This is a genomic window from Streptomyces sp. NBC_00536, assembly GCF_036346295.1.
Lineage (GTDB): Bacteria > Actinomycetota > Actinomycetes > Streptomycetales > Streptomycetaceae > Streptomyces.
On the sequence record NZ_CP107819.1, the window covers coordinates 4,209,208 to 4,229,080 of the forward strand.

Annotated in this window: 20 protein-coding genes and 1 pseudogene; 9 read left to right on the forward strand and 12 right to left on the reverse strand. The window is 69.4% G+C overall.

What is annotated here, in order from left to right; all coding sequences use genetic code 11:
• Positions 1 to 52: 52 nt before the first annotated feature.
• Together OHS33_RS18395 and OHS33_RS18400 are read right to left on the reverse strand one after the other, a co-directional pair.
• On the reverse strand, positions 53 to 505 hold the full coding sequence (locus tag OHS33_RS18395; RefSeq protein WP_330335091.1) for a GNAT family N-acetyltransferase: 453 nt from the start codon (positions 503 to 505) through the stop codon (positions 53 to 55).
• Between the two features lie 26 nt (positions 506 to 531).
• Positions 532 to 1,419 (reverse strand): GNAT family N-acetyltransferase, encoded by an 888-nt coding sequence (locus OHS33_RS18400; protein WP_330331514.1) that lies wholly within the window; start codon positions 1,417 to 1,419, stop codon positions 532 to 534.
• Positions 1,420 to 1,549: 130 nt separating this feature from the next.
• Between OHS33_RS18400 and OHS33_RS18405 the strand changes: the two genes are divergently transcribed.
• Both OHS33_RS18405 and OHS33_RS18410 read left to right on the forward strand, forming a co-directional pair.
• Complete coding sequence (locus OHS33_RS18405; protein ID WP_330331515.1) at positions 1,550 to 2,200, forward strand: HAD family hydrolase; 651 nt, start codon at positions 1,550 to 1,552, stop codon at positions 2,198 to 2,200.
• A 228-nt stretch (positions 2,201 to 2,428) separates the two neighbouring features.
• Entirely contained in the window at positions 2,429 to 3,529 is a 1,101-nt protein-coding gene (locus OHS33_RS18410; RefSeq protein ID WP_443065317.1) for a globin domain-containing protein, read from the forward strand.
• A 28-nt stretch (positions 3,530 to 3,557) separates the two neighbouring features.
• On the opposite strand, the gene OHS33_RS18415 is transcribed toward OHS33_RS18410, so the two are convergent.
• The 5 genes and pseudogenes from OHS33_RS18415 to OHS33_RS18435 all read right to left on the reverse strand — a co-directional run bounded on the left by OHS33_RS18415 (position 3,558) and on the right by OHS33_RS18435 (position 6,911).
• Entirely contained in the window at positions 3,558 to 4,037 is a 480-nt protein-coding gene (locus OHS33_RS18415; protein ID WP_330331517.1) for an NUDIX hydrolase, read from the reverse strand.
• Positions 4,038 to 4,090: 53 nt separating this feature from the next.
• A pseudogene (locus OHS33_RS18420) lies at positions 4,091 to 4,636 on the reverse strand (substrate-binding domain-containing protein); the annotation flags it as partial.
• Between the two features lie 253 nt (positions 4,637 to 4,889).
• On the reverse strand, positions 4,890 to 6,035 hold the full coding sequence (locus tag OHS33_RS18425; RefSeq protein WP_330331518.1) for a cystathionine gamma-lyase: 1,146 nt from the start codon (positions 6,033 to 6,035) through the stop codon (positions 4,890 to 4,892).
• Positions 6,032 to 6,475 carry a low molecular weight protein-tyrosine-phosphatase gene (locus OHS33_RS18430; protein ID WP_443065456.1) on the reverse strand — a complete coding sequence of 148 codons (444 nt, stop codon included), beginning with the start codon at positions 6,473 to 6,475 and terminating at the stop codon, positions 6,032 to 6,034. Before OHS33_RS18430 ends, OHS33_RS18425 begins: the two co-directional genes overlap by 4 nt.
• Before the next feature lie 55 nt (positions 6,476 to 6,530).
• Positions 6,531 to 6,911: a phage holin family protein gene (locus OHS33_RS18435; protein WP_330331520.1), complete on the reverse strand. Its 381-nt coding sequence runs from the start codon at positions 6,909 to 6,911 to the stop codon at positions 6,531 to 6,533.
• An 89-nt stretch (positions 6,912 to 7,000) separates the two neighbouring features.
• Here OHS33_RS18435 and OHS33_RS18440 point away from each other — a divergent pair, with 89 nt between their 5' ends.
• The 4 genes from OHS33_RS18440 to OHS33_RS18455 all read left to right on the forward strand — a co-directional run bounded on the left by OHS33_RS18440 (position 7,001) and on the right by OHS33_RS18455 (position 9,275).
• Positions 7,001 to 7,318 (forward strand): cupin domain-containing protein, encoded by a 318-nt coding sequence (locus OHS33_RS18440; protein WP_330331521.1) that lies wholly within the window; start codon positions 7,001 to 7,003, stop codon positions 7,316 to 7,318.
• Positions 7,319 to 7,490: 172 nt separating this feature from the next.
• Entirely contained in the window at positions 7,491 to 7,709 is a 219-nt protein-coding gene (locus tag OHS33_RS18445; protein ID WP_330335092.1) for a DUF5326 family protein, read from the forward strand.
• A gap of 281 nt (positions 7,710 to 7,990) precedes the next feature.
• The gene (locus OHS33_RS18450) at positions 7,991 to 8,728 is read left to right on the forward strand and encodes an IclR family transcriptional regulator (RefSeq protein WP_330335093.1); all 738 of its coding nucleotides are present in this window, start codon (positions 7,991 to 7,993) and stop codon (positions 8,726 to 8,728) included.
• A 97-nt stretch (positions 8,729 to 8,825) separates the two neighbouring features.
• Positions 8,826 to 9,275, forward strand: a complete 450-nt coding sequence (locus OHS33_RS18455) for an SsgA family sporulation/cell division regulator (RefSeq protein ID WP_330331522.1) — start codon at positions 8,826 to 8,828, stop codon at positions 9,273 to 9,275.
• A 17-nt stretch (positions 9,276 to 9,292) separates the two neighbouring features.
• Here OHS33_RS18455 and OHS33_RS18460 read toward each other — a convergent pair whose 3' ends face one another.
• Positions 9,293 to 10,720, reverse strand: coding sequence for a YibE/F family protein (locus OHS33_RS18460; RefSeq protein WP_330331523.1), 1,428 nt, complete (start codon positions 10,718 to 10,720; stop codon positions 9,293 to 9,295).
• Positions 10,721 to 10,891: 171 nt separating this feature from the next.
• Here OHS33_RS18460 and thiC point away from each other — a divergent pair, with 171 nt between their 5' ends.
• Positions 10,892 to 12,679: a phosphomethylpyrimidine synthase ThiC gene (thiC, locus tag OHS33_RS18465; protein ID WP_330331524.1), complete on the forward strand. Its 1,788-nt coding sequence runs from the start codon at positions 10,892 to 10,894 to the stop codon at positions 12,677 to 12,679.
• 100 nt (positions 12,680 to 12,779) lie between these two features.
• Here thiC and OHS33_RS18470 read toward each other — a convergent pair whose 3' ends face one another.
• From OHS33_RS18470 to OHS33_RS18480, 3 genes are all read right to left on the reverse strand, one after another.
• Complete coding sequence (locus tag OHS33_RS18470) at positions 12,780 to 13,583, reverse strand: hypothetical protein (RefSeq protein ID WP_330331525.1); 804 nt, start codon at positions 13,581 to 13,583, stop codon at positions 12,780 to 12,782.
• A 147-nt stretch (positions 13,584 to 13,730) separates the two neighbouring features.
• Positions 13,731 to 15,023 (reverse strand): metallophosphoesterase, encoded by a 1,293-nt coding sequence (locus OHS33_RS18475; RefSeq protein ID WP_330331526.1) that lies wholly within the window; start codon positions 15,021 to 15,023, stop codon positions 13,731 to 13,733.
• Positions 15,024 to 15,198: 175 nt separating this feature from the next.
• Positions 15,199 to 16,314 carry a LacI family DNA-binding transcriptional regulator gene (locus OHS33_RS18480; protein WP_330331527.1) on the reverse strand — a complete coding sequence of 372 codons (1,116 nt, stop codon included), beginning with the start codon at positions 16,312 to 16,314 and terminating at the stop codon, positions 15,199 to 15,201.
• 350 nt (positions 16,315 to 16,664) lie between these two features.
• Here OHS33_RS18480 and hisC point away from each other — a divergent pair, with 350 nt between their 5' ends.
• Positions 16,665 to 17,747 carry a histidinol-phosphate transaminase gene (gene hisC / locus OHS33_RS18485; RefSeq protein WP_330331528.1) on the forward strand — a complete coding sequence of 361 codons (1,083 nt, stop codon included), beginning with the start codon at positions 16,665 to 16,667 and terminating at the stop codon, positions 17,745 to 17,747.
• A 48-nt stretch (positions 17,748 to 17,795) separates the two neighbouring features.
• Here the strand turns inward: hisC and OHS33_RS18490 are convergent, their stop codons facing one another.
• Entirely contained in the window at positions 17,796 to 18,164 is a 369-nt protein-coding gene (locus OHS33_RS18490; protein ID WP_330331529.1) for a cyclophilin-like fold protein, read from the reverse strand.
• Positions 18,165 to 18,365: 201 nt separating this feature from the next.
• Between OHS33_RS18490 and OHS33_RS18495 the strand changes: the two genes are divergently transcribed.
• Complete coding sequence (locus tag OHS33_RS18495) at positions 18,366 to 19,871, forward strand: cytochrome ubiquinol oxidase subunit I (protein ID WP_330331530.1); 1,506 nt, start codon at positions 18,366 to 18,368, stop codon at positions 19,869 to 19,871.
• Positions 19,872 to 19,873 lie beyond the last annotated feature (2 nt).

Sequence of the window (19,873 nt, forward strand, 5' to 3'; positions counted from 1 at the left end):
AGGCCGGGCCACCGACAGTGACCCGGCCATCGCGCGTGTTCCGGCGGTGCCGTCAGAGCTGGTACTTGAAGCCGACGTGGGAGGCGGCGAAGCCGAGCCGCTCGTAGAACCGGTGGGCATCGGTACGGGTGACATCGGAGGTGAGCTGTACCAACTGGCAGTTCTCCGCCCGGGACTTTTCGATCGCCCATTCGATGAAGCGGGTGCCCAGTCCGCCGCCGCGTTCGTCGGCGTGCACACGGACGCCTTCGATGACGGAACGGGTGGAGCCCTTGCGGGACAGGCCCGGGATGACGGTCAGCTGGAGGGTGCCGACCACCCGGTCCCCGCGGACGGCGACGACGACGTGCTGGTTCGGGTCGTCGATGAGCCGCTTGAGGGCCGCGACGTACGGAGTGAGGTCGTCCGGGGACTCCCGGGTGGCGCCGAGCGGGTCGTCGGCGAGCATCGCGACGATGTCGGGCAGGTCGGCCTCGGTGGCGGGCCGGATGTCCAGCCGGGGCAGGTCGGTCATGGGGGAGCGTTCCTTTCTCAGCCCGCGGCCACGGTGAGCGGGGCCCACCGGCGGGTCCAGTCTCCGGGCAGGTCCGCGAGGTCCCGGGTCATGACGGTGTTGAAGGTGATCGATTCGAGCCCGCGGTCCTTGAGCCAGTCGCGCAGTTCCTCGTGGCGTACGTCGACGTCCGTACGCAGGGGCCGCTCGGTGGTCGCCGCGAGGGCCGTGACGAGCGCCTGGGCCCCGGAGGTGTCGCGCGCGATCAGCGGGCCGATGACATGGGTTTCCATGTTGGGCCAGATGGCGGCGTATCCGACGAGGTCGCCGGCGTGGTCCTCGGCGACGACCAGCCGGTCCGCGAAGGCGGGCAGCCGGGCGATGATGTGGGTCCGGTCGGTACCGAACACCTCCGCGTCCAGCCGCAGGATCCGCGGGAGGTCCTCCGCGGTGGCCGGGCGGACGGGGAGGGCATCCGTTCCGGGAACCGAGGGGTCCGGCCGGAAGCTGCCCTTGAGCATCTCGCCCCGGCCCGTGGTGGCGAAGCCGAGTTCCTCGTAGAGGGGGCGGCCGTACGGGGTGGCGTTGAGGGTGAGCGGGATGCCCTTGAGGACGTCGTCGCAGACGTACGCCATCAGTCGGCGGCCCAGGCCCTGGCGGGAGTACCGCTCGGCGACGAGGACCATGCCGATGGCGGCCAGTTCCGTTGTGTCGTGCGTCTGCCCGTACCGGGTGACGACGCACGCGGCCGCGAGGCCCTGCCCGTCGGGGGCGTCGACTCCGTACCCGTTTCCGGCGGCGAGGAGCAGGCCCCACTTGTGGTCCTCACGCGGCCAGCCGCGGTCTTGGGAGAGGTCGGCGCAGTGCTGGAGATCGTCCAGGCTCAGTGCGCGGATCTGTGGATCGATGAGCTGTGGTGGTGTCACCGGCCCAGCCTGGATCACCGGCTGGGGGGCGTCCAGGGGTTTTGGCGGCGGATGTTTCACGTGAAACCGGCCGTTGTTTCACGTGAAACGCGCTGTTTCACGTGAAACCGACGGGCTAGCCTCGGCTCTCATGACGCGTCTGCACCTCTTCGACCTCGACGGCACGCTCATGTTCGGCTCCGCGGCTCCGATCGAGATCTCGCGGCAGCTCGGTCTGGATGCCGAGATCGCCGAGCTGGAGCGGGCCTTCGGCGCGCGGGAGATCGGGCCGCCGGACTTCGCCGCAGGGGTGCGCGCGCTGTGGGCGGAGCTGACACCCGCGCACGTCCGGGCGGCGTTCGACGGGGCGCCGTGGATCGAGGGCATCCGTGAGGTGTGGCAGGAGATCCGGGAGCGCGGGGACTACTGCGCGGTGGTCTCCCTGTCGCCGTCGTTCTTCGTGGAACTCCTGCTGGAGTGGGGTGCGCACGCGGCCCACGGCTCGGTCTTCCCGGAGGTGCCGTTCACCCGCCCCGTGGACGTGGCGGGGATCCTGACCCCGGAGGGCAAGCTGGAGGTGGCGGACCGGCTCTGTGAGCGGTTCGGGGTGAGCCGGAGCGACTGTGTCGTCTACGGGGACTCGATGACCGATGCGGTGCTGTTCGGGGCGCTGCCGGTCTCGGTGGCGGTCAACGCGCGGCCCCACGTGGCGGCCCTCGCGACGCATGTGTACGAGGGCCGGGACCTGCGGGCGGCCTATCGGCTCGCTGAGGCGCTCCTCCCGGACGTCGCGGCATCTTAAGCGGGTGGCTGGTTCGAACTGCGGATTTTCCGCATTTCCCCGCAACCCACTCTGTCGGCTGGCATGCTGCGAACCCCGGAACCACGGATTCAAATCCGTGGCGCGTGCAAACCGACCGAGATGTTCGAAGCGAGGCACCGCATGGACGCTCCGCCCACCAGATCGGCCAGATGGGGAACCGACGGGATACCCTCCGGGGGCGCCGCGACCGAGCCGTCCCCCGATGCCGTGCTCATCCGCAAGACCCTCGCCGAGGTCGGTCCTGTGGCCGATAAGGTCACCTCGTACTTCTACGCCCTGGTCTTCACGGGCCACCCGGAATTACGGTCGATGTTTCCCGCCGCAATGGACACGCAGCGGGACCGGCTGCTGAAGGCCCTGCTCACGGCCGCCGAACACATCGACGATCCACGGGTGCTCGCCCCCTACCTGCGCCGACTGGGCACCGGCCACCGCAAGTACGGCACGATGGCCGGGCACTATCCGGTCGTCGGCGAGGCCCTGATCGGGGCGCTGGCCCGGTACGCGGAGCGGGCCTGGGGACCGGAGACGGAAGCCGCCTGGGTACGGGCGTACACCGCGATGTCCCAGATCATGATCGACGCCGCGGCGGAGGACGAACTGAAGTCGCCCGCGTCGTGGCAGGCCGAGGTGGTCTCGCACGATCTGCGCACCCCGGACATCGCCGTACTGACGGTCCGTCCCGATCAGCCCTACGCCTTCCTCGCGGGCCAGTACACGAGCCTGGAGACCCCGTGGTGGCCAAGGGTGTGGCGGCACTACTCCTTCGCCTCGGCGCCACGCTCCGACGGGCTGCTCTCCTTCCACGTCAAGGCCGTCCCCGCGGGATGGGTCTCCAACGCGCTGGTGCGGCACGCCCGCCCGGGCGATGTGCTGCGACTGGGGCCGCCGGCGGGTTCGATGGTGGTCGACCACAGCACCGACAACGGGATGCTGTGCCTGGGCGGCGGGACGGGCATCGCCCCGATCAAGGCATTGATCGAGGACGTCGCGGGGCACGGCGAGCGCCGCCCGATGGAGGTCTTCTTCGGGGCGCGCAGCGACGACGACCTCTATGACAAGGACACCCTGCTCGGTCTGCAGCGCTCGCACCCGTGGCTGTCGGTGCGGCCCGTGGTGTGCGACGGCTTGGCCGGGCAGCTGCCGGAGGCGGCCGGTGAGCACGGCCCGTGGAACTCGTACGACGCGTTCATCTCGGGTCCGCCGGGGATGATCCGCAGTGGTGTGGACGCCCTCAAGCGGATCGGGATCCCGGGGGACCGGATCCGGTACGACGCCGTCGAGGAGCTGGTGGGGGCCTCCGGCTGAGCAGCCGCAGGCCACCACCTGGCCCGGCTCAGCCCAGGTCGGGCGCGTGCATGGCGCGGACGCCCTCGATGTTGCCGTCGAGGTAGTGCCGCAGGGACAGCGGGACGAGATGGACGGCGGCGATGCCGACGCGGCTGAACGGCACCCTCACGATCTCGTACTCGCCTTCGGGCTGGTCGATCTCGGGGCCGTGGCGCAGGCTGGTGTCCATCGATTCGAGGTGGCAGACGAAGAAGTGCTGCACCTTGACGCCGGTCACGCCGGCCTCCGCGATGTGCTCGACGGTGTCGACGAAACAGGGCACCACATCAGTGATCTTGGCTCCGAGCTCCTCGTGGACTTCTCGGTGCAGGGCGTCGACGACGGTGGCGTCCGTGGACTCCACTCCGCCGCCGGGGGTGAGCCAGTACGGATCGACGCCGGGCCTGGTGCGTTTGATCAGGATCAGATCGTCACCGTCGAGCAGGATCGCGCGGGCGGTGCGTTTGACCACAGGACGTTCGGTCATGGATGAAGCGTGGCCCAGGACTCCGCTTCTGAAACGCGACACCGCGAATCGGGTCACCATTGCGCGGCGGCGCGCAGCAGGTGGTCGTGGGCCCGTGCGAGATGGGGAAGGGCGAGACTGCCCGCGCGCACCACCAGGAACCAGGTGCGCAGGGGAGGTACGGCGGGCTCCAGGAGGGCCACGACCCGGCCGCTGTCGAGGGCGTCCTGGCACAGGTAGCGGGGCAGTACGGCGAGGCCGCCGCCCGCGCCCACGCATTCCAGGACCGCCCGCAGGTCGGGAACGACGACGGTGGCCGCGGCCGGGGGAAAGGTGTCGAAGACGGCCGCCCAGTAGCGCGTGATCAGGGGCAGGGATTCGTGGACCTCGACGAGCGGGATCCCGTCCATGGCGGCGGGGCCCTTGGCGCGGAGCAGTTCGGGGTCGACCAGCGCGGCCCAGTAGGGCGCGGCGACCAGCACGTGCTCCTCGTCGCACAGGGCGGTCGCGGTGAACATCCCGCCCCGGGGGCGGGCGGTGGTGACCACGAGGTCGAACTGGCAGGCGGCGAGCCCTTCCAGGCCGTGCCCGGCACCGGTCGGCGGGGAAGTGCGCAGGCTCTGCGGCCCGGGTGAACGAGCCCGCCCGGTGCACGGCGACGAAGGTGCGCAGCAGCGCCAGGTCCATGGCCGCCCCTCTCGGTGAGGCCATCCACTATAAATATGTCGATAGCTGCCTGTCGCTACCGTGATTGGACACTGACGGAGGGTCAATTAGCCTTGCCCGCGTGGTTCTTCACGTGGTTCTTCACGCGGAACCCGGGGCGGTCCGAGCCACCAGGGGGGAGGCTCGGACCGCCTGTGCGCGAGGCGGTCAGGCCCCGGAGCCCGCGTGATCAAGGGCTCGCAGGACATCCGCGACGAGGTCCGCGGTGTCCTCGGCTCCGGCGGAGAACCGGATGAATCCGTCCGGCACGGCGTCGCCGCCCCACCGGCCGCGCCGCTCGGCCGTCGAGCGGACGCCGCCGAAACTCGTGGCGTCCTCCACCAGATGGAGAGCGCTCATGAAGCGTTCGGCGTGGGCCCGGTCGGGCAGGGTGAAGGAGACCACCGAGCCGTGGCCCGACATCTGCCGGGTCGCCGTCTGGTGGGAGGGATCGGTGGGCAGTCCCGGATAGCGCAGGGCGGTGACGTCGGCGCGGTCCGCCAGTGCTTCGGCGACCGCCAGGGCGTTGTCCCACTGCCGGTGGGTGCGCAGTTGCAGGGTCGCCAGGGAGCGGTGGGCCAGCCAGGCCTCCATGGGGCCCGGGATCGCGCCGACGACCTTGCGCCACTGGCGTACCCGGGCGGCGAGTTCCGGGTCGCGGCAGCTGACGTATCCGAGGAGTACGTCGCCGTGACCGGTGAGGCCCTTGGTGCCGCTGGCGACCGAGAAGTCCGCGCCGAGTGCCAGCGGGCGCTGCCCGAGGGGGGTGGCGAGGGTGTTGTCCACGGCGACCAGGGTGCCGCCCGCGTGGGCCGCCTCGGCCAGCCGTCGTACGTCGCAGACGTCGAGCCCCGGGTTGGACGGGGTCTCGATCCAGAGCAGCCTGGCGCCCTCGATCACCGCGAGCTGGGCTTCCCCGGCGGTCGGGGCGGTGCGCACGTGGACCCCGTACGCCTCCAGCTGGGCGCGGACGAGCGGCAGGGCCTGGTACCCGTCGTCCGGCAGGACGACGGTGTCCCCGGCACGGGCCTGGGAGAGCAGGACGGCGGAGACCGCCGCCATGCCGGAGGCGAAGACGACCGTCTCGACTTCCTCCCCCGGGGCTTCGAGTTCCCCGATGGCCCGTTCGAGCAGGGTCCAGGTGGGGTTGGTGTCGCGGCCGTAGGTGTACGGTCCCTCGACGTCGCCGGGCAGGTGGAAGTGGGCGGCGAAGACCGGCCCCGGCATGGTCGGTTCGTTCTTGACGGGATCGGGCAGTCCGGCGCGTACGGCCCGGGTGCCGTCGCCGAGACGTGCGCGGTCGTGGGGGTTCACGGGGTGTGCTCCTTCAGCGCGGTACGGACGGCCGCCAGCAGGCCGGGTCCGGCCGCCTCGACCAGTTCAAGGCACTCCTCGAACCCGGCGGGGGAGCCGTAGTACGGATCCGGTACGTCCAGGTCGAGGCCGTCGGCGGCCGGGTCGTACGACCGCAGCAGCCGGACCTTGGCGGCGTCTTCGGGAGTCGGGGCCATCCTGCGCAGGTCACGCAGGTGGCCGGCGTCGAGTGCGATGACGAGGTCAAGGCGGCCGAACCACGAGGGGTGGAACCGCCGGGCCCGGTGGCCGTGTCCGTATCCGGCGACCGCCAGCACGGAGACGGTGCGCGGGTCGGCGCCGTCGCCCTCGTGCCACCCCCCGGTGCCGGCGCTGTCGACCTCGACCAGGCCGCTCAGTCCGGCCTCGGCGACCTGGGCGCGGAAGACGGCCTCGGCCATGGGCGAGCGGCAGATGTTGCCGGTGCAGACGAAGCACACGCGGTACACGGGCGGCTCAGTTCTTGTCGGGCAGGACCATGTTCACGGCCCAGGAGACGATGGAGATGATCAGGCCGCCGACCACGGCCGTCCAGAAGCCCTCGACGTGGAAGCTGAGGTCCAGCTTGCCGGCCAGCCAGGACGTCAGGAGCAGCATCAGGGCGTTCACGACCAGGGTGAACAGGCCGAGGGTGAGGATGAACAGGGGCAGCGAGAACAGCTTCACCACGGGCTTGACGATGGAGTTGACCAGGCCGAACACCAGGGCGACCAGGATCAGGGTGAGGGCCCGGTGACCCATGCTGCTGCCGTCGTTGAGCGTGATGTCCGCGATCAGCCAGATCGCCACGGCCAGGGCCGCCGCGTTGGCGAGCGTCTTGACTACGAAATTCGTCATGTGTCTGATCGTTGCAGAGAAGATCCGGCTGGCACATCAGCACGACAGCGGATGCCAGGGCATGAAAGAGCACAAGGGGCGTAAGAACGATGAAGGCATTCCGGCTGGACGAACTGGAGGCCGAGCGATTGGCCAACGACGGGGCCTATCTCCAGTTCCTGCGCGAACGGAATATGTCGGTCGGGCTGTACGCGCTGGACGCCGGACAGAGCGACCCCCAGCAGCCGCATGCGCAGGACGAGGTCTATTTCGTCGTCAGCGGGCGGGCGTCGATCACCGTCGGGGAGGAAACGACGACGGTCGCGCGCGGCGGTGTGGTCTATGTCCCGGCGGGAGTGCCGCACCGCTTCCACCACATCACCGAGGACCTGAAGGTGCTCGTCGTCTTCTCGCCGCCGGAGGGCTGACCGGCCCCGGGGCCCGCGGGACCCCTGACTCCCCGGGGCCCGGGCGGCCCGGAGCCCCTAGGGGGTGGGTCAGGGGACTCCAAGGGATCCGGCGCCCCCATTCCGTTTCGCCGCCTCCTAGCATCGGAGTCAGGAAGTAACGGACCAGGAAGAGGTTGAGGACATGGACGGCATCCGGGAGACATTCGCAGGTATGCCTTGGTGGGTTAAGTGGGTCGCGGTTCCGCTGCTGGCGCTGTTCGTCTTCGGCGGCGCGCTCGCGAGCATCCTCGGCGCCATCATCGGCCTGATCTTCAAGGTGCTGCTCTTCGCCGGTCTCGTCGGCGGTCTCATCTTCGTCGTGAAGAAGTTCACCGGCGGCGGTTCGAAGTCCTCGTCCAGCGATTGGTAGAAGCCGGTTCCGTGGCGGATTAACCCAGGCGGGGGACGTGAGGCGGGAAACCGCGCAGGGGCCGGGAACCGGTGGATAGGGTGGCAATCTGTGCCGTTCCCGGGGCATCGAAGCCGGTAATCCGCTCTGACCCGCGGTGATCTCAAGCAACAGCCGAGCACGACCCCCAGGAGGCGCGGACACGCGGGGGCGGCCCCCGCAGGTGGGCCACCCCCGAGGCCCGCCGCCACGCCTGGGGGTGAGCTTTGTCATCGGTTCACAATGCTGCCGGTGTGCCGACTCTGATCGGCTCCGTGCAAAGGGCCCTGAGACTGCTCGAAGCGGTGGGTTCCCATAGCGAGGGAGCTCCGGCGAAACAGCTGGCGCGCGAAGCCGGGCTCCCGCTCCCCACCGCGTACCACCTGCTGCGGACCCTGACCCACGAGGGCTATCTGCGCCGTGAGAGCGGGGTCTTCGTCCTCGGTGACGCCGTCGACCGGCTGGCCGGTCGCGGGCTTGAGCAGAAACGTCGCACCATGATCCTCGACTCGCTCGCGCACTTCCGCGAGGCGGTCGGGGCCCCCGTCTACTTCGCGGTCTACCGCGAGGGTGAGATCGAGGTCGTGGGTGTCTCGGACACCCCGGCCGGCCGGGCCGTCGAGGAGTGGGCCGCTTTCCGGGAGACCGGCCATGCGCACGCCATCGGGCAGTGCCTGCTGGGCCAGCTCGACGAGAAGGCGCGCAAGGACCACTACGACCGCCATCCGGTCCAGCCCGTCACCCCGTACACGGTTTCGGACATGCACGCTCTGGAGCAGCGGATCGGCGCGCTCGGCAGGATGCAGCCGGTTACAGAGCGTCAGGAATATTCCCTCGGCACGGTGTGTGCCGCCATCCCGATCACGGCCGGAGATGCCGCCGCGACCATGGCCATTTCGCTTCCGCTGCACTTGGAAGACCGATTGCCCTATGCGGTCGAACGGCTACGGAGTGAAGTAGGCGCGCTGTTGAGCTCCCTCTCGTTCTCTATCAGTATCTGAAAACTCACTCCTTGTGATCTGCAAGCGCTTACACCACTCTTGTCAAGAGGGCCTTGGGGGACCATTCCTGGCCACTTCCACTACAGCGGGGTAGGCAATGCGCGAGTCGGTACAGGCAGAGGTCATGATGAGCTTCCTCGTTTCCGAGGAGCTTTCGTTCCGGATCCCGGTGGAACTCCGGTACGACGCACGGGACCCCTACGCGGTGTGTCTGACGTTCCACCTTCCTGGAGATGCGCCCGTGACCTGGGCATTTGGCCGGGAACTGCTCCTCGACGGCATCAACAAGCCATGCGGTGACGGTGATGTGCACATCGCTCCCACCGATCCGGAGGAGCTGTCGGACGTGCACATCCGGCTCCAGGTCGGCGCCGACCGGGCCCTGTTCCGGGCGAGCGCGGCGCCCCTGGTGGCGTTCCTCGACCGCACCGACCGGATCGTGCCGCTCGGTCAGGAGCGCAACCTCGGCGATTTCGAGGGCAACCTCGAGGAGGCGCTGGACAAGATCCTGGCCGACGCCCGGCAGAACGAGCAGAACGCCGGCTGAGCGTCCGTCACGCTGAGTCAGCGCTTACGGCGACGGCCGCGTCCACCGCGGCTCGGGCCCGGGGCCGCCGCGGCGGCCGGGGACCCCGGCCGGTCGGCGGAAACGACCAGCGCGGCCAGCGCCGTGGTCACCGGGACCGAGGCGACGAGACCGATCGAGCCCACGAGGGTCCGTACGATCTCCTCCGCCACCAGCTCGCTGTTGGCCACCGTCCCCACACTGCTGTTCGCGATGGAGAACAGCAGCAACAGTGGCAACGCGGCGCCCGCGTAGGCGAGTACGAGGGTGTTGACCACGGAGGCGATGTGGTCGCGCCCGATCCGGATGCCCGCCCGGTACAGCGCGCGGGGTCCCATCGACGGGTCGGCCTGGTGGAGTTCCCAGACCGCTGACGTCTGGGTGACCGTCACGTCGTCGAGCACGCCCAGCGATCCGATGATCACGCCGGCGAGCAGCAGGCCGCTCATGTCGATGTGCGGGTAGAGCCCGTGGATCAGCCCGGTGTTGTCATCGGTGTTGCCGCTGAGGAACGCCCAGCCGATGAACGCCGAGCCCAGCAGCCCGATCAGCAGCAGGGAGACCAGGGTTCCGAGGACGGCGACCGAGGTCCTGGCGGTCAGGCCGTGGCACATGTAGAGCGCGATCAGCATGATCGCGCTGGCTCCGACGACCCCGACGACCAGCGGATTCGAGCCCTGGAGGATGGCGGGCAGGATGAAGAGCGTCAGCACGGAGAAGCTGACCACGAGGGCGATCAGCGCGAACAGCCCGCGCATCCGGCCGACCACGACCACCGCGACGGCGAAGATGCCGGCCAGCAGTGCCATCGGGAGCTTGCGGTTCACGTCGATGACGGAGTACTGCAGTTCGCGCGGCGCGGCCGGAGCGTACGCGACCACGACCTCCTGGCCGCTCCCCAACTGCCGTGGTGCGCCCGGCTGGACGATCTCGACGAACCTGCGTCCCTGATCGGGCCCGGTGGAGACCTCGACCGTGGCCTTCTTGCAGTCGCCGGCCGGAGTCCTGGCCCCGCTCCCCTGGGGGGCGTCGCCCGGGGTCGGCACCTGGGAGGCGTTGACGGACTTGCAGTCGACCTGCTCGATCGACACGACCTTGCCCTGCTGGGTCTGCCGGTCGAAGCCGACACCGGTGCGCTCGTGGGCGGGGGTGCCTCCCGGCCACAGGACGATCATGCCGACGAAGACGGCGGCGGCGAAGGGGATCAGGACCGCCGCGATCACCTTGCGCAGGTGCTTCGAGACGGGTGCTGCCGGGCCGTGGCTGTGGGAGTGCGAGTGCCCGTGGGACGGTCCGTGGGACGGCTCATGCGACGCCCCATGGCGGGAGTGGGCATGGCCTGTGTGATCCGTGGGGTCCGTGGGCTCGATGGGGGGCTGCGGCGAGGACGTCACCGACTGATCATCGCAAGAGATGAGGGGGCCCACTGTTCAGCACGCCAGGGATGACGCTAGCGTGGGGGCACCTTTGCACAACGCGGGAGCTCGGAGCACCGGGCTGAGAGGGCGCTGATCACCGTACGTGGACACGTACGGGAAGAGGCTGCGTCGACCGCCGAACCTGTTACCGGGTAATGCCGGCGTAGGGAGATAGGTCTCATGACCATTCAGGACGCACACACGCCTGCCGTCAGCCAGGACAGCAACGGCCAGGAAGAGCGCCAGCCTGGCTGGCACAAGGGGTACGTCGCGGGCTCCCGCCCCGACCTCCGCGTGCCGGTTCGCCAGGTGCACCTCACCAACGGCAAGGACGTGACGCTCTACGACACGTCCGGTCCGTACACCGACCCGCAGATCGAGACCGACGTCCGTCGCGGCCTGGCGCCGCTGCGCGAGAACTGGATCATCGGCCGCGGTGACACCGAGGAGTACGCGGGCCGTCCGGTGCGCCCCGAGGACGACGGCATCAAGCACACCTCGCCCCGGGGTGGGCTCAAGAACCTCGACGCGGTCTTCCCGGGCCGCCCCCGCCAGCCCCGCCGGGGCCGTGGCGGCCAGGCCGTGACCCAGCTCGCGTACGCCCGCCGTGGTGAGATCACCCCGGAGATGGAGTACGTCGCGATCCGCGAGAACGTCTCCCCCGAGGTCGTCCGTGAGGAGATCGCGGCAGGCCGTGCGGTCCTTCCCGCGAACGTGAACCACCCCGAGATCGAGCCGATGATCATCGGCAAGCGCTTCCTGGTGAAGGTCAACGCCAACATCGGGAACTCCGCCGTCACCTCCTCGATCGAGGAGGAGGTCGACAAGATGACCTGGGCCACCAAGTGGGGCGCCGACACGGTCATGGACCTCTCCACCGGCCGCAACATCCACACCACCCGCGAGTGGGTGCTGCGCAACTCCCCCGTCCCGATCGGCACCGTTCCGCTCTACCAGGCGCTGGAGAAGGTCGACGGCCGGGCCGAGGACCTGACCTGGGAGATCTACAAGGACACGGTCATCGAGCAGGCCGAGCAGGGCGTCGACTACATGACCGTCCACGCGGGCGTGCTGCTGCCGTACGTGCCGCTGACCGCGCGCCGCAAGACGGGCATCGTCTCGCGCGGCGGCTCGATCATGGCCGCCTGGTGCCTCGCGCACCACAAGGAGAACTTCCTCTACACGAACTTCGAGGAACTCTGCGACATCCTGGCGGCGTACGACGTCACCTACTCGCTGGGTGACGGTCTGCGCCCCGGTTCCATCGCCGACGCCAACGACGCGGCGCAGTTCGCGGAGCTCAAGACCCTCGGCGAGCTGAACACGATCGCCAAGCGCCACAACGTGCAGACCATGATCGAGGGCCCGGGCCACGTCCCGATGCACAAGATCAAGGAGAACATCGACCTCCAGCAGGAGATCTGCGAGGAGGCCCCGTTCTACACCCTGGGCCCGCTGACCACGGACGTCGCTCCCGCCTACGACCACATCACCTCGGGCATCGGCGCCGCGATGATCGCCTGGTGGGGTACCGCGATGCTCTGCTACGTGACGCCCAAGGAGCACCTGGGCCTGCCCAACCGCGATGACGTCAAGACCGGAGTCATCACCTACAAGATCGCCGCGCACGCCGCCGACCTGGCCAAGGGGCACCCTGGTGCCCAGGAGTGGGACGACGCGCTGTCGGACGCGCGGTTCGAGTTCCGTTGGGAGGACCAGTTCAACCTGGCCCTCGACCCCGACACGGCGCGTGAGTTCCACGACGAGACCCTGCCCGCCGAGCCGGCCAAGACCGCGCACTTCTGCTCCATGTGCGGTCCGAAGTTCTGCTCGATGAAGATCTCCCAGGACATCCGCCGCGAACACGGCGGGGACCTGAAGGCCGAGGAGATCCAGGCGGGCATGGCGGAGAAGTCCGCGGAGTTCGCGGCCTCGGGCAACCGCGTCTACCTGCCGCTGGCCGACTGACACCGGCGCCGCGGTGTCGTTCCCGGGGGCCGTCCCCCTCGGGAACGACGCCGGACGACGCCCCGGACCGGGGGCGGTCCGCGGTGTTTCACGTGAAACATCATTCCGGCTCGTGCTCCGGACCGCCGAAGTCGGGGCTGGTGAAGTCCGGCGGCGAATAGCCGGGGCGGGGGCTCTGCGCGCCTCCCGGGCTGGTGAAATCGGGCGGGGTGTAGCCGAGTTGCGGGATGCGCCGGGGCTGGCGGCGCGGTACCGGAGACCCGGACCCGGCGCTGGGGTCGGCCAGCGCGTCCCGCAGGAACGGCATGATGCCCCGCTCCAGCAGCGCGTGCCGCCAGGCCTCCCGGGCGCGCGAGACTTCGTCGGGGACGGCCTCGGCCACATCCACCGTCAGCTCGGTCGAGCTGTTGCGGACGGCGGTGACCAGCAGGCCGATCGCCGCGAACAGGATCGCCGCCGCGGTGAGACCGCCGAAGAGCCAGCCCGCCCTCAGCATGGTCTCCGCGAAGGCCGGTTCCGGCTCGATCATCTTCAGGATGTAGCCCACCAGCAGGAAGATGACCATCGCGGTGCCGGCCAGGACCGGTGCGAGGACCGCCACGACGGCGCTCACTCCCGCGCCGCTGCCGCCCGCATCGTCGTCCGGCGCCGTCGTCGGGGTGGCCGCCGACTCGTCGCGCAGCTCACCGCGGATCTTCACGTAGTGGTCGTATTCGGCCGCCGCGGCGGCCGTCAGCAGCGCACTGGCATCGAGGGCCATGGTGCGCAACTGTTCGGCGTTCAGACGTTCGCCCAGGGTCGCGAGTTCGGGCCGTTCGTGTGCGGTGCGCAGCGCCTCGTCGAGGAGCCGATCGAACTCCGGTCGGTCTTCGGTCAGCAGGTGCGGAGCGCTGGTCATGTGCATCCCCCGATGCTCCGTGAAGGCCGGTCGGCCCGCGTGGACCGGGCGCCGGCACAAACGGAGGAGAGCCTGCTACGGATAGTGCGATGGTAGAACGCCCACACCACGCGGTGACAGGGGCTTTCCGGAAATACCCCGCTCCAGGAACACTCAGTCGTTCAACGGGAGTTGTACGACCAGCAGTTTCCCGGCCATCGTGACCCCGCCGTCCATGGCGATGGCGAGGCCGTCGGCGTAGACGTGGGGGCCGTCGATGGACTCCGGGCCGTGGGTGTGCTCGCCGTCCTCGGTGCCCACTTCGCCCAGCAGGTACGGGATGGGACTGTGCCCGTGCACCACGCGCCCGCCCCCGTAGGTCCCGAGCAGCTCGCGCACGGCCTGCGGCCCGGTCTCCTGGTCGCGGAAGGCGAAGCGCTTGGTGAACTTGCGGAACAGGTCCCAGGTCTCGTCCGCGTCGTGCTGGTTGAGGAGTTCGTGGACCTTGTCGTTGACGTCCTCGATGGAGTCGCCGTAGTCCAGGTAGGCCGTGGTGTCGGAGTGCAGCAGCAGGTGGCCGTCCTCCAGGGCGGCCGCGTCCAGCCGCGACATCCACTGCAGGTGTACGTCCTCCAGCCGCTCCATGTCGGTGCGCTGGCCGCCGTTGAGCAGCCAGGCGGCCTGGAAGGTGGCGGTGCCCGCGCCGGACACGACGGGGGTGTCTCCGAACCGCTTGGCGCCGATGAGGAGCAGTTCGTGGTTGCCCATGAGGGCTTTGCAGTAGCCGCCCGCGGCCGCGGCCTCGGCGGAGAGCCGCATGACGAGGTCGATCACGCCGATGCCGTCGGGTCCGCGGTCGGTGAAGTCGCCGAGGAACCAGAGCCGGGCGTTCCCGGCAGACCACCGGCCGTCGGCGTCGATGAGGTCCTGGACGCGGAGTTCGGTGATCAGCTCGTCGAGGTAGCCGTGCACATCGCCGACGACGTAGAGCGGCCCGGGTCCGTCGGCGGGAGCGTCCTGGTGGACGTACTGGACCTGGACGGTGTCGCCCGGTCCGCCGCGGCTGATGACGGGCAGGTCGCGCTGGGTGGGCGTGTAGTCCTCGGAGTCCGCGCCCGGGTCGGAGTGGTCGTGGTGCGCGTCGTGTTCGGAGTGCTGGTGCGGCGCGGTGCCGAGGGGCGCGCCGGGGTCCGGCGCGGGTTCCGGGCCGGGGGCGTGCACGGGAGCGGGGGTGGGCGCGTAGGCGGGCCGCGGCGGAGGCACGGGTGCGCCGTCGTCGTAGTACGCCGGGTACGCGCCGTAGACGGGGGCCTCGCCGGGCATCGCGGCCGAGGCCGTGTCCGTGCCGTACGCGGCGGGCGGGGTGGTCGGCACCCGGAAGTCCCGCAGCGTGTCCGTCCGCATCGCGGGTCCCTGACCGGCCCCCTGAGTCATCGACCCCTCCACCACCGTCGCGCTGCCGTACATCTGCGGACCCTCCTGACCTCCAGGATCGGAGGGTCCGTGATGTCGTGCGCCCATCATAGGAATGCGGCTCGCGCTCTGTGACGCACCAGGGGTGGTGAATCCTGGCCGGAGCCGGTCGTTCCTACCGTTTTCTTCCGATATGCGTGTTGCGGGATGGTGCGGGAATCCCCGGAGGTCAGTCTCCGGCCGGGGATCGGGGCGGGCTGACGGTGGTGCGCGGGTGCCTGCGCTGTGAGGAAGTCCTGACGATCAGTTCGGTCGGGACCACCTGCTCGACGGGTCGTCCGGTGTCCACGCCCTCGATCGCGTCGATGAGCAGCTGCACCACGGCGGTGCCGATGCGGCGCGGTTTGAGGGAGAGGGTGGTGATGGGGGGTTCGGTGGTGGCGTACACGGTGGACTCGCTGCAGCAGACCAGCAGGAGGTCCTCGGGTACCCGCAGGCCGTACCGCCGGGCGGCGGCCAGCAGGTCGGTGCCGTTGGGGTCGAAGAGCCCGTAGACGGCGTCGGGTCGGTCGGGCCGGGCGAGCAGCCGGTCGGCGGCCACTGCTCCGGCGCACGGGTCGTGGGCGGGGTAGGACTCGTAGACGGGGTCCTGTCCGACCCGTTCGCACCAGCTGAGGTAGGCGGTGGTGGAGAGCCGGGTGTAGGTGTCGGTGGTGGTGCCGGTGAGGAGTCCGATGCGACGGGCTCCCGCGGCGGCGAGGTGGTCGAGCAGGTTGAGGACGGCGGCCTCGTGGTCGTTGTCGACCCAGGCCGTGACGGGGAGGGACCCGGCGGGACGGCCGTCGGAGACCACCGGCAGGCCCTGGCGGACCAGCTCGGTGACGACGGGGTCGTGGTCGGAGGGGTCGATGACGACGGTGCCGTCGAGGGCGACATTCGACCAGACGTCGTGCCGGGATGTGGCGGGGAGGATGACCAGGGCGTAACCGCGCGCGAGCGCGGCGGAGGTGGCGGCCCTGGCCATCTCGGCGAAGTAGGCGAACTCGGTGAAGGTGAAAGGTTCATCCCCGTACGTCGTCACGGTCAGGCCGATGAGGCCCGATTTGCCGGTACGGAGGGTTCGGGCGGCGGCGGAAGGGCGGTAGCCCAGCCGGTCGGCCACCTCGCGGACGTGGCGGCGGGTGGCGTCCGGGAGCCGCCCTTTGCCATTGAGCGCGTCGGAGACGGTCGTGATCGAGACGCCGGCCGCGGCGGCCACGTCCCTGATTCCCGCGCGGCCCGGACGGCCCGCGGTCCGCCGGGGGGTCTCGGTCCGGCTCACCTGATGCTTCCCTGCTGCTGTCATGGCGAGCCGATAGTAGGGCTCGGTGGGGTGGCTGGTCCGTATGCATATGCAGGCGTTGACAGGCACGATTCTGCATGGTTCGCCACCCCCAATGACCTTGGAAACAAAGCCATTTGGTAGCCATGAGTGACCATGGCGCTTGTCGTCGGGTACGAGCATGCCAAAGTGATGAGGTCTCGGACCGGTCTCAACTCACCTGCACGAGGGACGCGCGCCACGGCGCAGGCCACCGGCGCACGCATATATGCATGCGCTCCCCCTCATTCCCGGCGTCCGCCGTTCTCGGGAGCGCGGAATCCTCATAAGGTGAGCAGTATTGAGTTGCACGGGATGGTCGAGGAGGACCTGCGGTGAGCGAGAAGAGCCCGAGGCTGCGTGCCGAGCTGGATGGCATTCCCACCTACAAGCCGGGGAAGCCCGCCGCCGCCGGAGGCCCGGTGGCGTACAAGCTGTCCTCCAACGAGAACCCCTACCCGCCGCTGCCGGGCGTGCTCGAAAGCGTCGTCGCGGCCGCGGGGGACTTCAACCGCTACCCGGACATGGCCTGCACGGGGCTCGTCAACGAGATCGCCGAGCGCTTCGGCGTACCGGTCGAGCACGTGGCGACCGGCACCGGGTCGGTCGGGGTCGCGCAGTCGCTGATCCAGGCGACGGCCGGTCCGGGTGACGAGGTGATGTACGCCTGGCGCTCCTTCGAGGCCTATCCGATCATCGTCCAGATCTCCGGGGCGACCTCGGTGAAGGTGCCGCTGACCTCGGGTGACGTGCACGACCTGGACGCCATGGCCGACGCGATCACCGAGCGCACCCGACTGATCTTCATCTGCAACCCCAACAACCCCACCGGCACCGTCGTGCGGCGTGCGGAGCTGGAGCGGTTCCTGGACCGGGTGCCCTCCGACGTCCTGGTGGTGCTGGACGAGGCGTACCGCGAGTTCGTGCGCGACGCCGAGGTGCCGGACGGGATCGAGATCTACCGGGACCGGCCGAACGTGGCGGTCCTGCGGACCTTCTCCAAGGCATACGGGCTGGCCGGCCTGCGGGTCGGGTTCGCCGTGGCGCACGAGCCGGTGGCCGCCGCGCTGCGCAAGACGGCGGTCCCCTTCGGCGTCAGCCAGCTCGCCCAGGACGCGGCGGTCGCCTCGCTGCGGGCCGAGGACGAGCTGATGGGCCGCGTCGGCTCGCTGCTCGGTGAGCGCGTGCGGGTGTACGAAACGCTGATCGCGCAGGGCTGGTCCGTGGTTCCCGAGACGCAGGCGAACTTCGTGTGGATGCGGCTGGGCGAGCGCACCGCCGACTTCGCGGCGGCCTGCGAGAAGGCCGGTGTGGTGGTCCGGCCCTTCGCGGGTGAGGGCCTGCGGGTCACGATCGGTGAGACCGAGGCGAACGACCTGTTCCTGCACACGGCAGAGGCGTTCTTCAAGGAGCTGTAGGCCGGTAGGCCGGTAGGCCTGTCAGTACGCGTGGAGCCGGCGGAACCGTTACGCCAGTTCCACGCGGAGGGGGTCGCCGTCGCGGACGGTGGCCAGCAGGCGGGGGTCGCCGTCGAACGAGCCCAGGACGTTGCACGGGCTCGCCAGGCGGCTCTCGCCGCCCCGCGAGATGGGGGTCGGGCCGTAGGGGAGCGCGAGCGCGTCGCCCTCGGTCCAGAAGGCGACCGTGCCCGGGTCGACGACCTGCCGGGCGTCGTCTTCGAGCGCCACGGAGACGCCGGTGTCGAAGTAGACCTCCTCGCCCCAGGTGTTGGCGGAGGCGGAGATCGGCAGTGCTTCCGCCAGGGCCTTGGCGGTGGGGGTGTCGTCGAGGGTCGCGGTGAGCTGGCCGGAGGGCCAGGAGATTCGTATCTGCATGGGCCGCATTCAACAATCTGTTGAATGGATTGGCTAGTGCCGCGCTACTGGGGACCCCGCCCGAAGGATGCCGACAGGCGTGCGACATAATGCTTGTGAATGTGAACGCGTTCACAAGCGTGTCCTGCTTCCTCCCGTATTGGGTGGGCTGTAAGGGGCAAACTGCGGCCGTGACCACGGCGACGCGAAGGAGAAGACGACGTGGACCTAGCTTTGGCGCCAGAGACCCTGGCGCGATGGCAGTTCGGCATTACCACCGTCTACCACTTCCTCTTCGTCCCTCTGACGATCTCGCTCGCCGCTCTCGTCGCGGTCCTGCAGACGGCATGGGTGCGGACGGAAAAAGAGAAGTACCTCAAGGCCACCAAGTTCTGGGGCAAGCTCTTCCTGATCAACATCGCGATGGGTGTCGTCACCGGCATCGTCCAGGAGTTCCAGTTCGGCATGAACTGGTCCGACTACTCGCGGTTCGTGGGTGACATTTTCGGCGCCCCGCTGGCCTTCGAAGCGCTCATCGCCTTCTTCTTCGAGTCGACCTTCATCGGCCTGTGGATCTTCGGCTGGGACAAACTGCCGAAGAAGATCCACCTCGCCTGCATCTGGATGGTGTCGATCGGCACCATCCTGTCCGCCTACTTCATCCTCGCGGCCAATTCCTGGATGCAGCACCCCGTCGGGTACCGCTTCAACAAGGAGACCGGCCGCGCCGAGCTGACCGACTTCTGGCTCGTGCTGACCCAGAACACCACGCTCAGCCAGGTCTTCCACACCCTGACGGCAGCCCTGCTGACCGGCGGCGCCTTCATGGTCGGCATCGCCGCCTTCCACCTGCTGCGCAAGAAGCACATCGCCGTGATGCGCACCTCGCTGCGCCTCGGCCTGATCGCCGTGGTCATCGGCGGTCTGCTCACCGCGATCAGCGGTGACACCCTCGCCAAGGTCATGTTCAAGCAGCAGCCGATGAAGATGGCCGCCGCCGAAGCGCTGTGGGACGGGGAGAAGGGCGCACCCTTCTCGATCTTCGCCTACGGAGACGTCGACAAGGGTCACAACAAGGTGGCCATAGAGGTCCCCGGCGTCCTGTCCTTCCTCGCCGACAGCAACTTCGACTCCTTCGTGCCGGGCATCAACGACGTCAACAAGTCCGAGCAGGAGAAGTACGGTCCCGGCGACTACCGGCCGGCGATCCCCGTCGCCTACTGGGGCTTCCGCTGGATGATCGGCTTCGGCATGGCCTCCTTCGCCATCGGCGCGGTGGGGCTCTGGCTGACCCGGCGCAAGTTCCTGCTCCCACCGGCCCTGCGGACCGGCGAGGACGAACGGCCCCACCTGGTCCTCTTCAAGACCGCCCTGAGCCCGCGGCTGACCCGTCTCTACTGGCTCGGCGCGATCTGGACGCTCGGCTTCCCGCTGATCGCCAACTCGTGGGGCTGGATCTTCACCGAAATGGGCCGTCAGCCCTGGGCCGTCTACGGGGTCCTGCGCACCGCCGACGCGGTCTCGCCCTCGGTCTCCCAGGGCGAGGTGATCACCTCGATGGCCGTCTTCACCGCGCTCTACGCCGTCCTCGCCGTGATCGAGGTCAAGCTCCTCGTGAAGTACGTCAAGGCCGGTCCGCCGGAGCTGACCGAGGCCGACCTCAACCCGCCCACCAAGATCGGCGGCGACGACGCCGACGCCGACCGGCCGATGGCCTTCTCTTACTGAGG

Bases quoted from the DNA above. Each gene is read 5' to 3' on its own strand.
- OHS33_RS18475 (WP_330331526.1), bottom strand. From the start codon at position 15,023: ATGTACGGCAGCGCGACGGTGGTGGAGGGGTCGATGACTCAGGGGGCC.
- OHS33_RS18455 (WP_330331522.1), top strand. From the start codon at position 8,826: ATGCGCGAGTCGGTACAGGCAGAGGTCATGATGAGCTTCCTCGTTTCC.
- OHS33_RS18405 (WP_330331515.1), top strand. From the start codon at position 1,550: ATGACGCGTCTGCACCTCTTCGACCTCGACGGCACGCTCATGTTCGGC.
- OHS33_RS18435 (WP_330331520.1), bottom strand. From the start codon at position 6,911: ATGACGAATTTCGTAGTCAAGACGCTCGCCAACGCGGCGGCCCTGGCC.
- OHS33_RS18415 (WP_330331517.1), bottom strand. From the start codon at position 4,037: ATGACCGAACGTCCTGTGGTCAAACGCACCGCCCGCGCGATCCTGCTC.
- OHS33_RS18440 (WP_330331521.1), top strand. From the start codon at position 7,001: ATGAAGGCATTCCGGCTGGACGAACTGGAGGCCGAGCGATTGGCCAAC.
- OHS33_RS18470 (WP_330331525.1), bottom strand. From the start codon at position 13,583: ATGCACATGACCAGCGCTCCGCACCTGCTGACCGAAGACCGACCGGAG.
- thiC (WP_330331524.1), top strand. From the start codon at position 10,892: ATGACCATTCAGGACGCACACACGCCTGCCGTCAGCCAGGACAGCAAC.
- OHS33_RS18490 (WP_330331529.1), bottom strand. From the start codon at position 18,164: ATGCAGATACGAATCTCCTGGCCCTCCGGCCAGCTCACCGCGACCCTC.
- OHS33_RS18430 (WP_443065456.1), bottom strand. From the start codon at position 6,475: ATGGCCGAGGCCGTCTTCCGCGCCCAGGTCGCCGAGGCCGGACTGAGC.
- OHS33_RS18480 (WP_330331527.1), bottom strand. From the start codon at position 16,314: ATGACAGCAGCAGGGAAGCATCAGGTGAGCCGGACCGAGACCCCCCGG.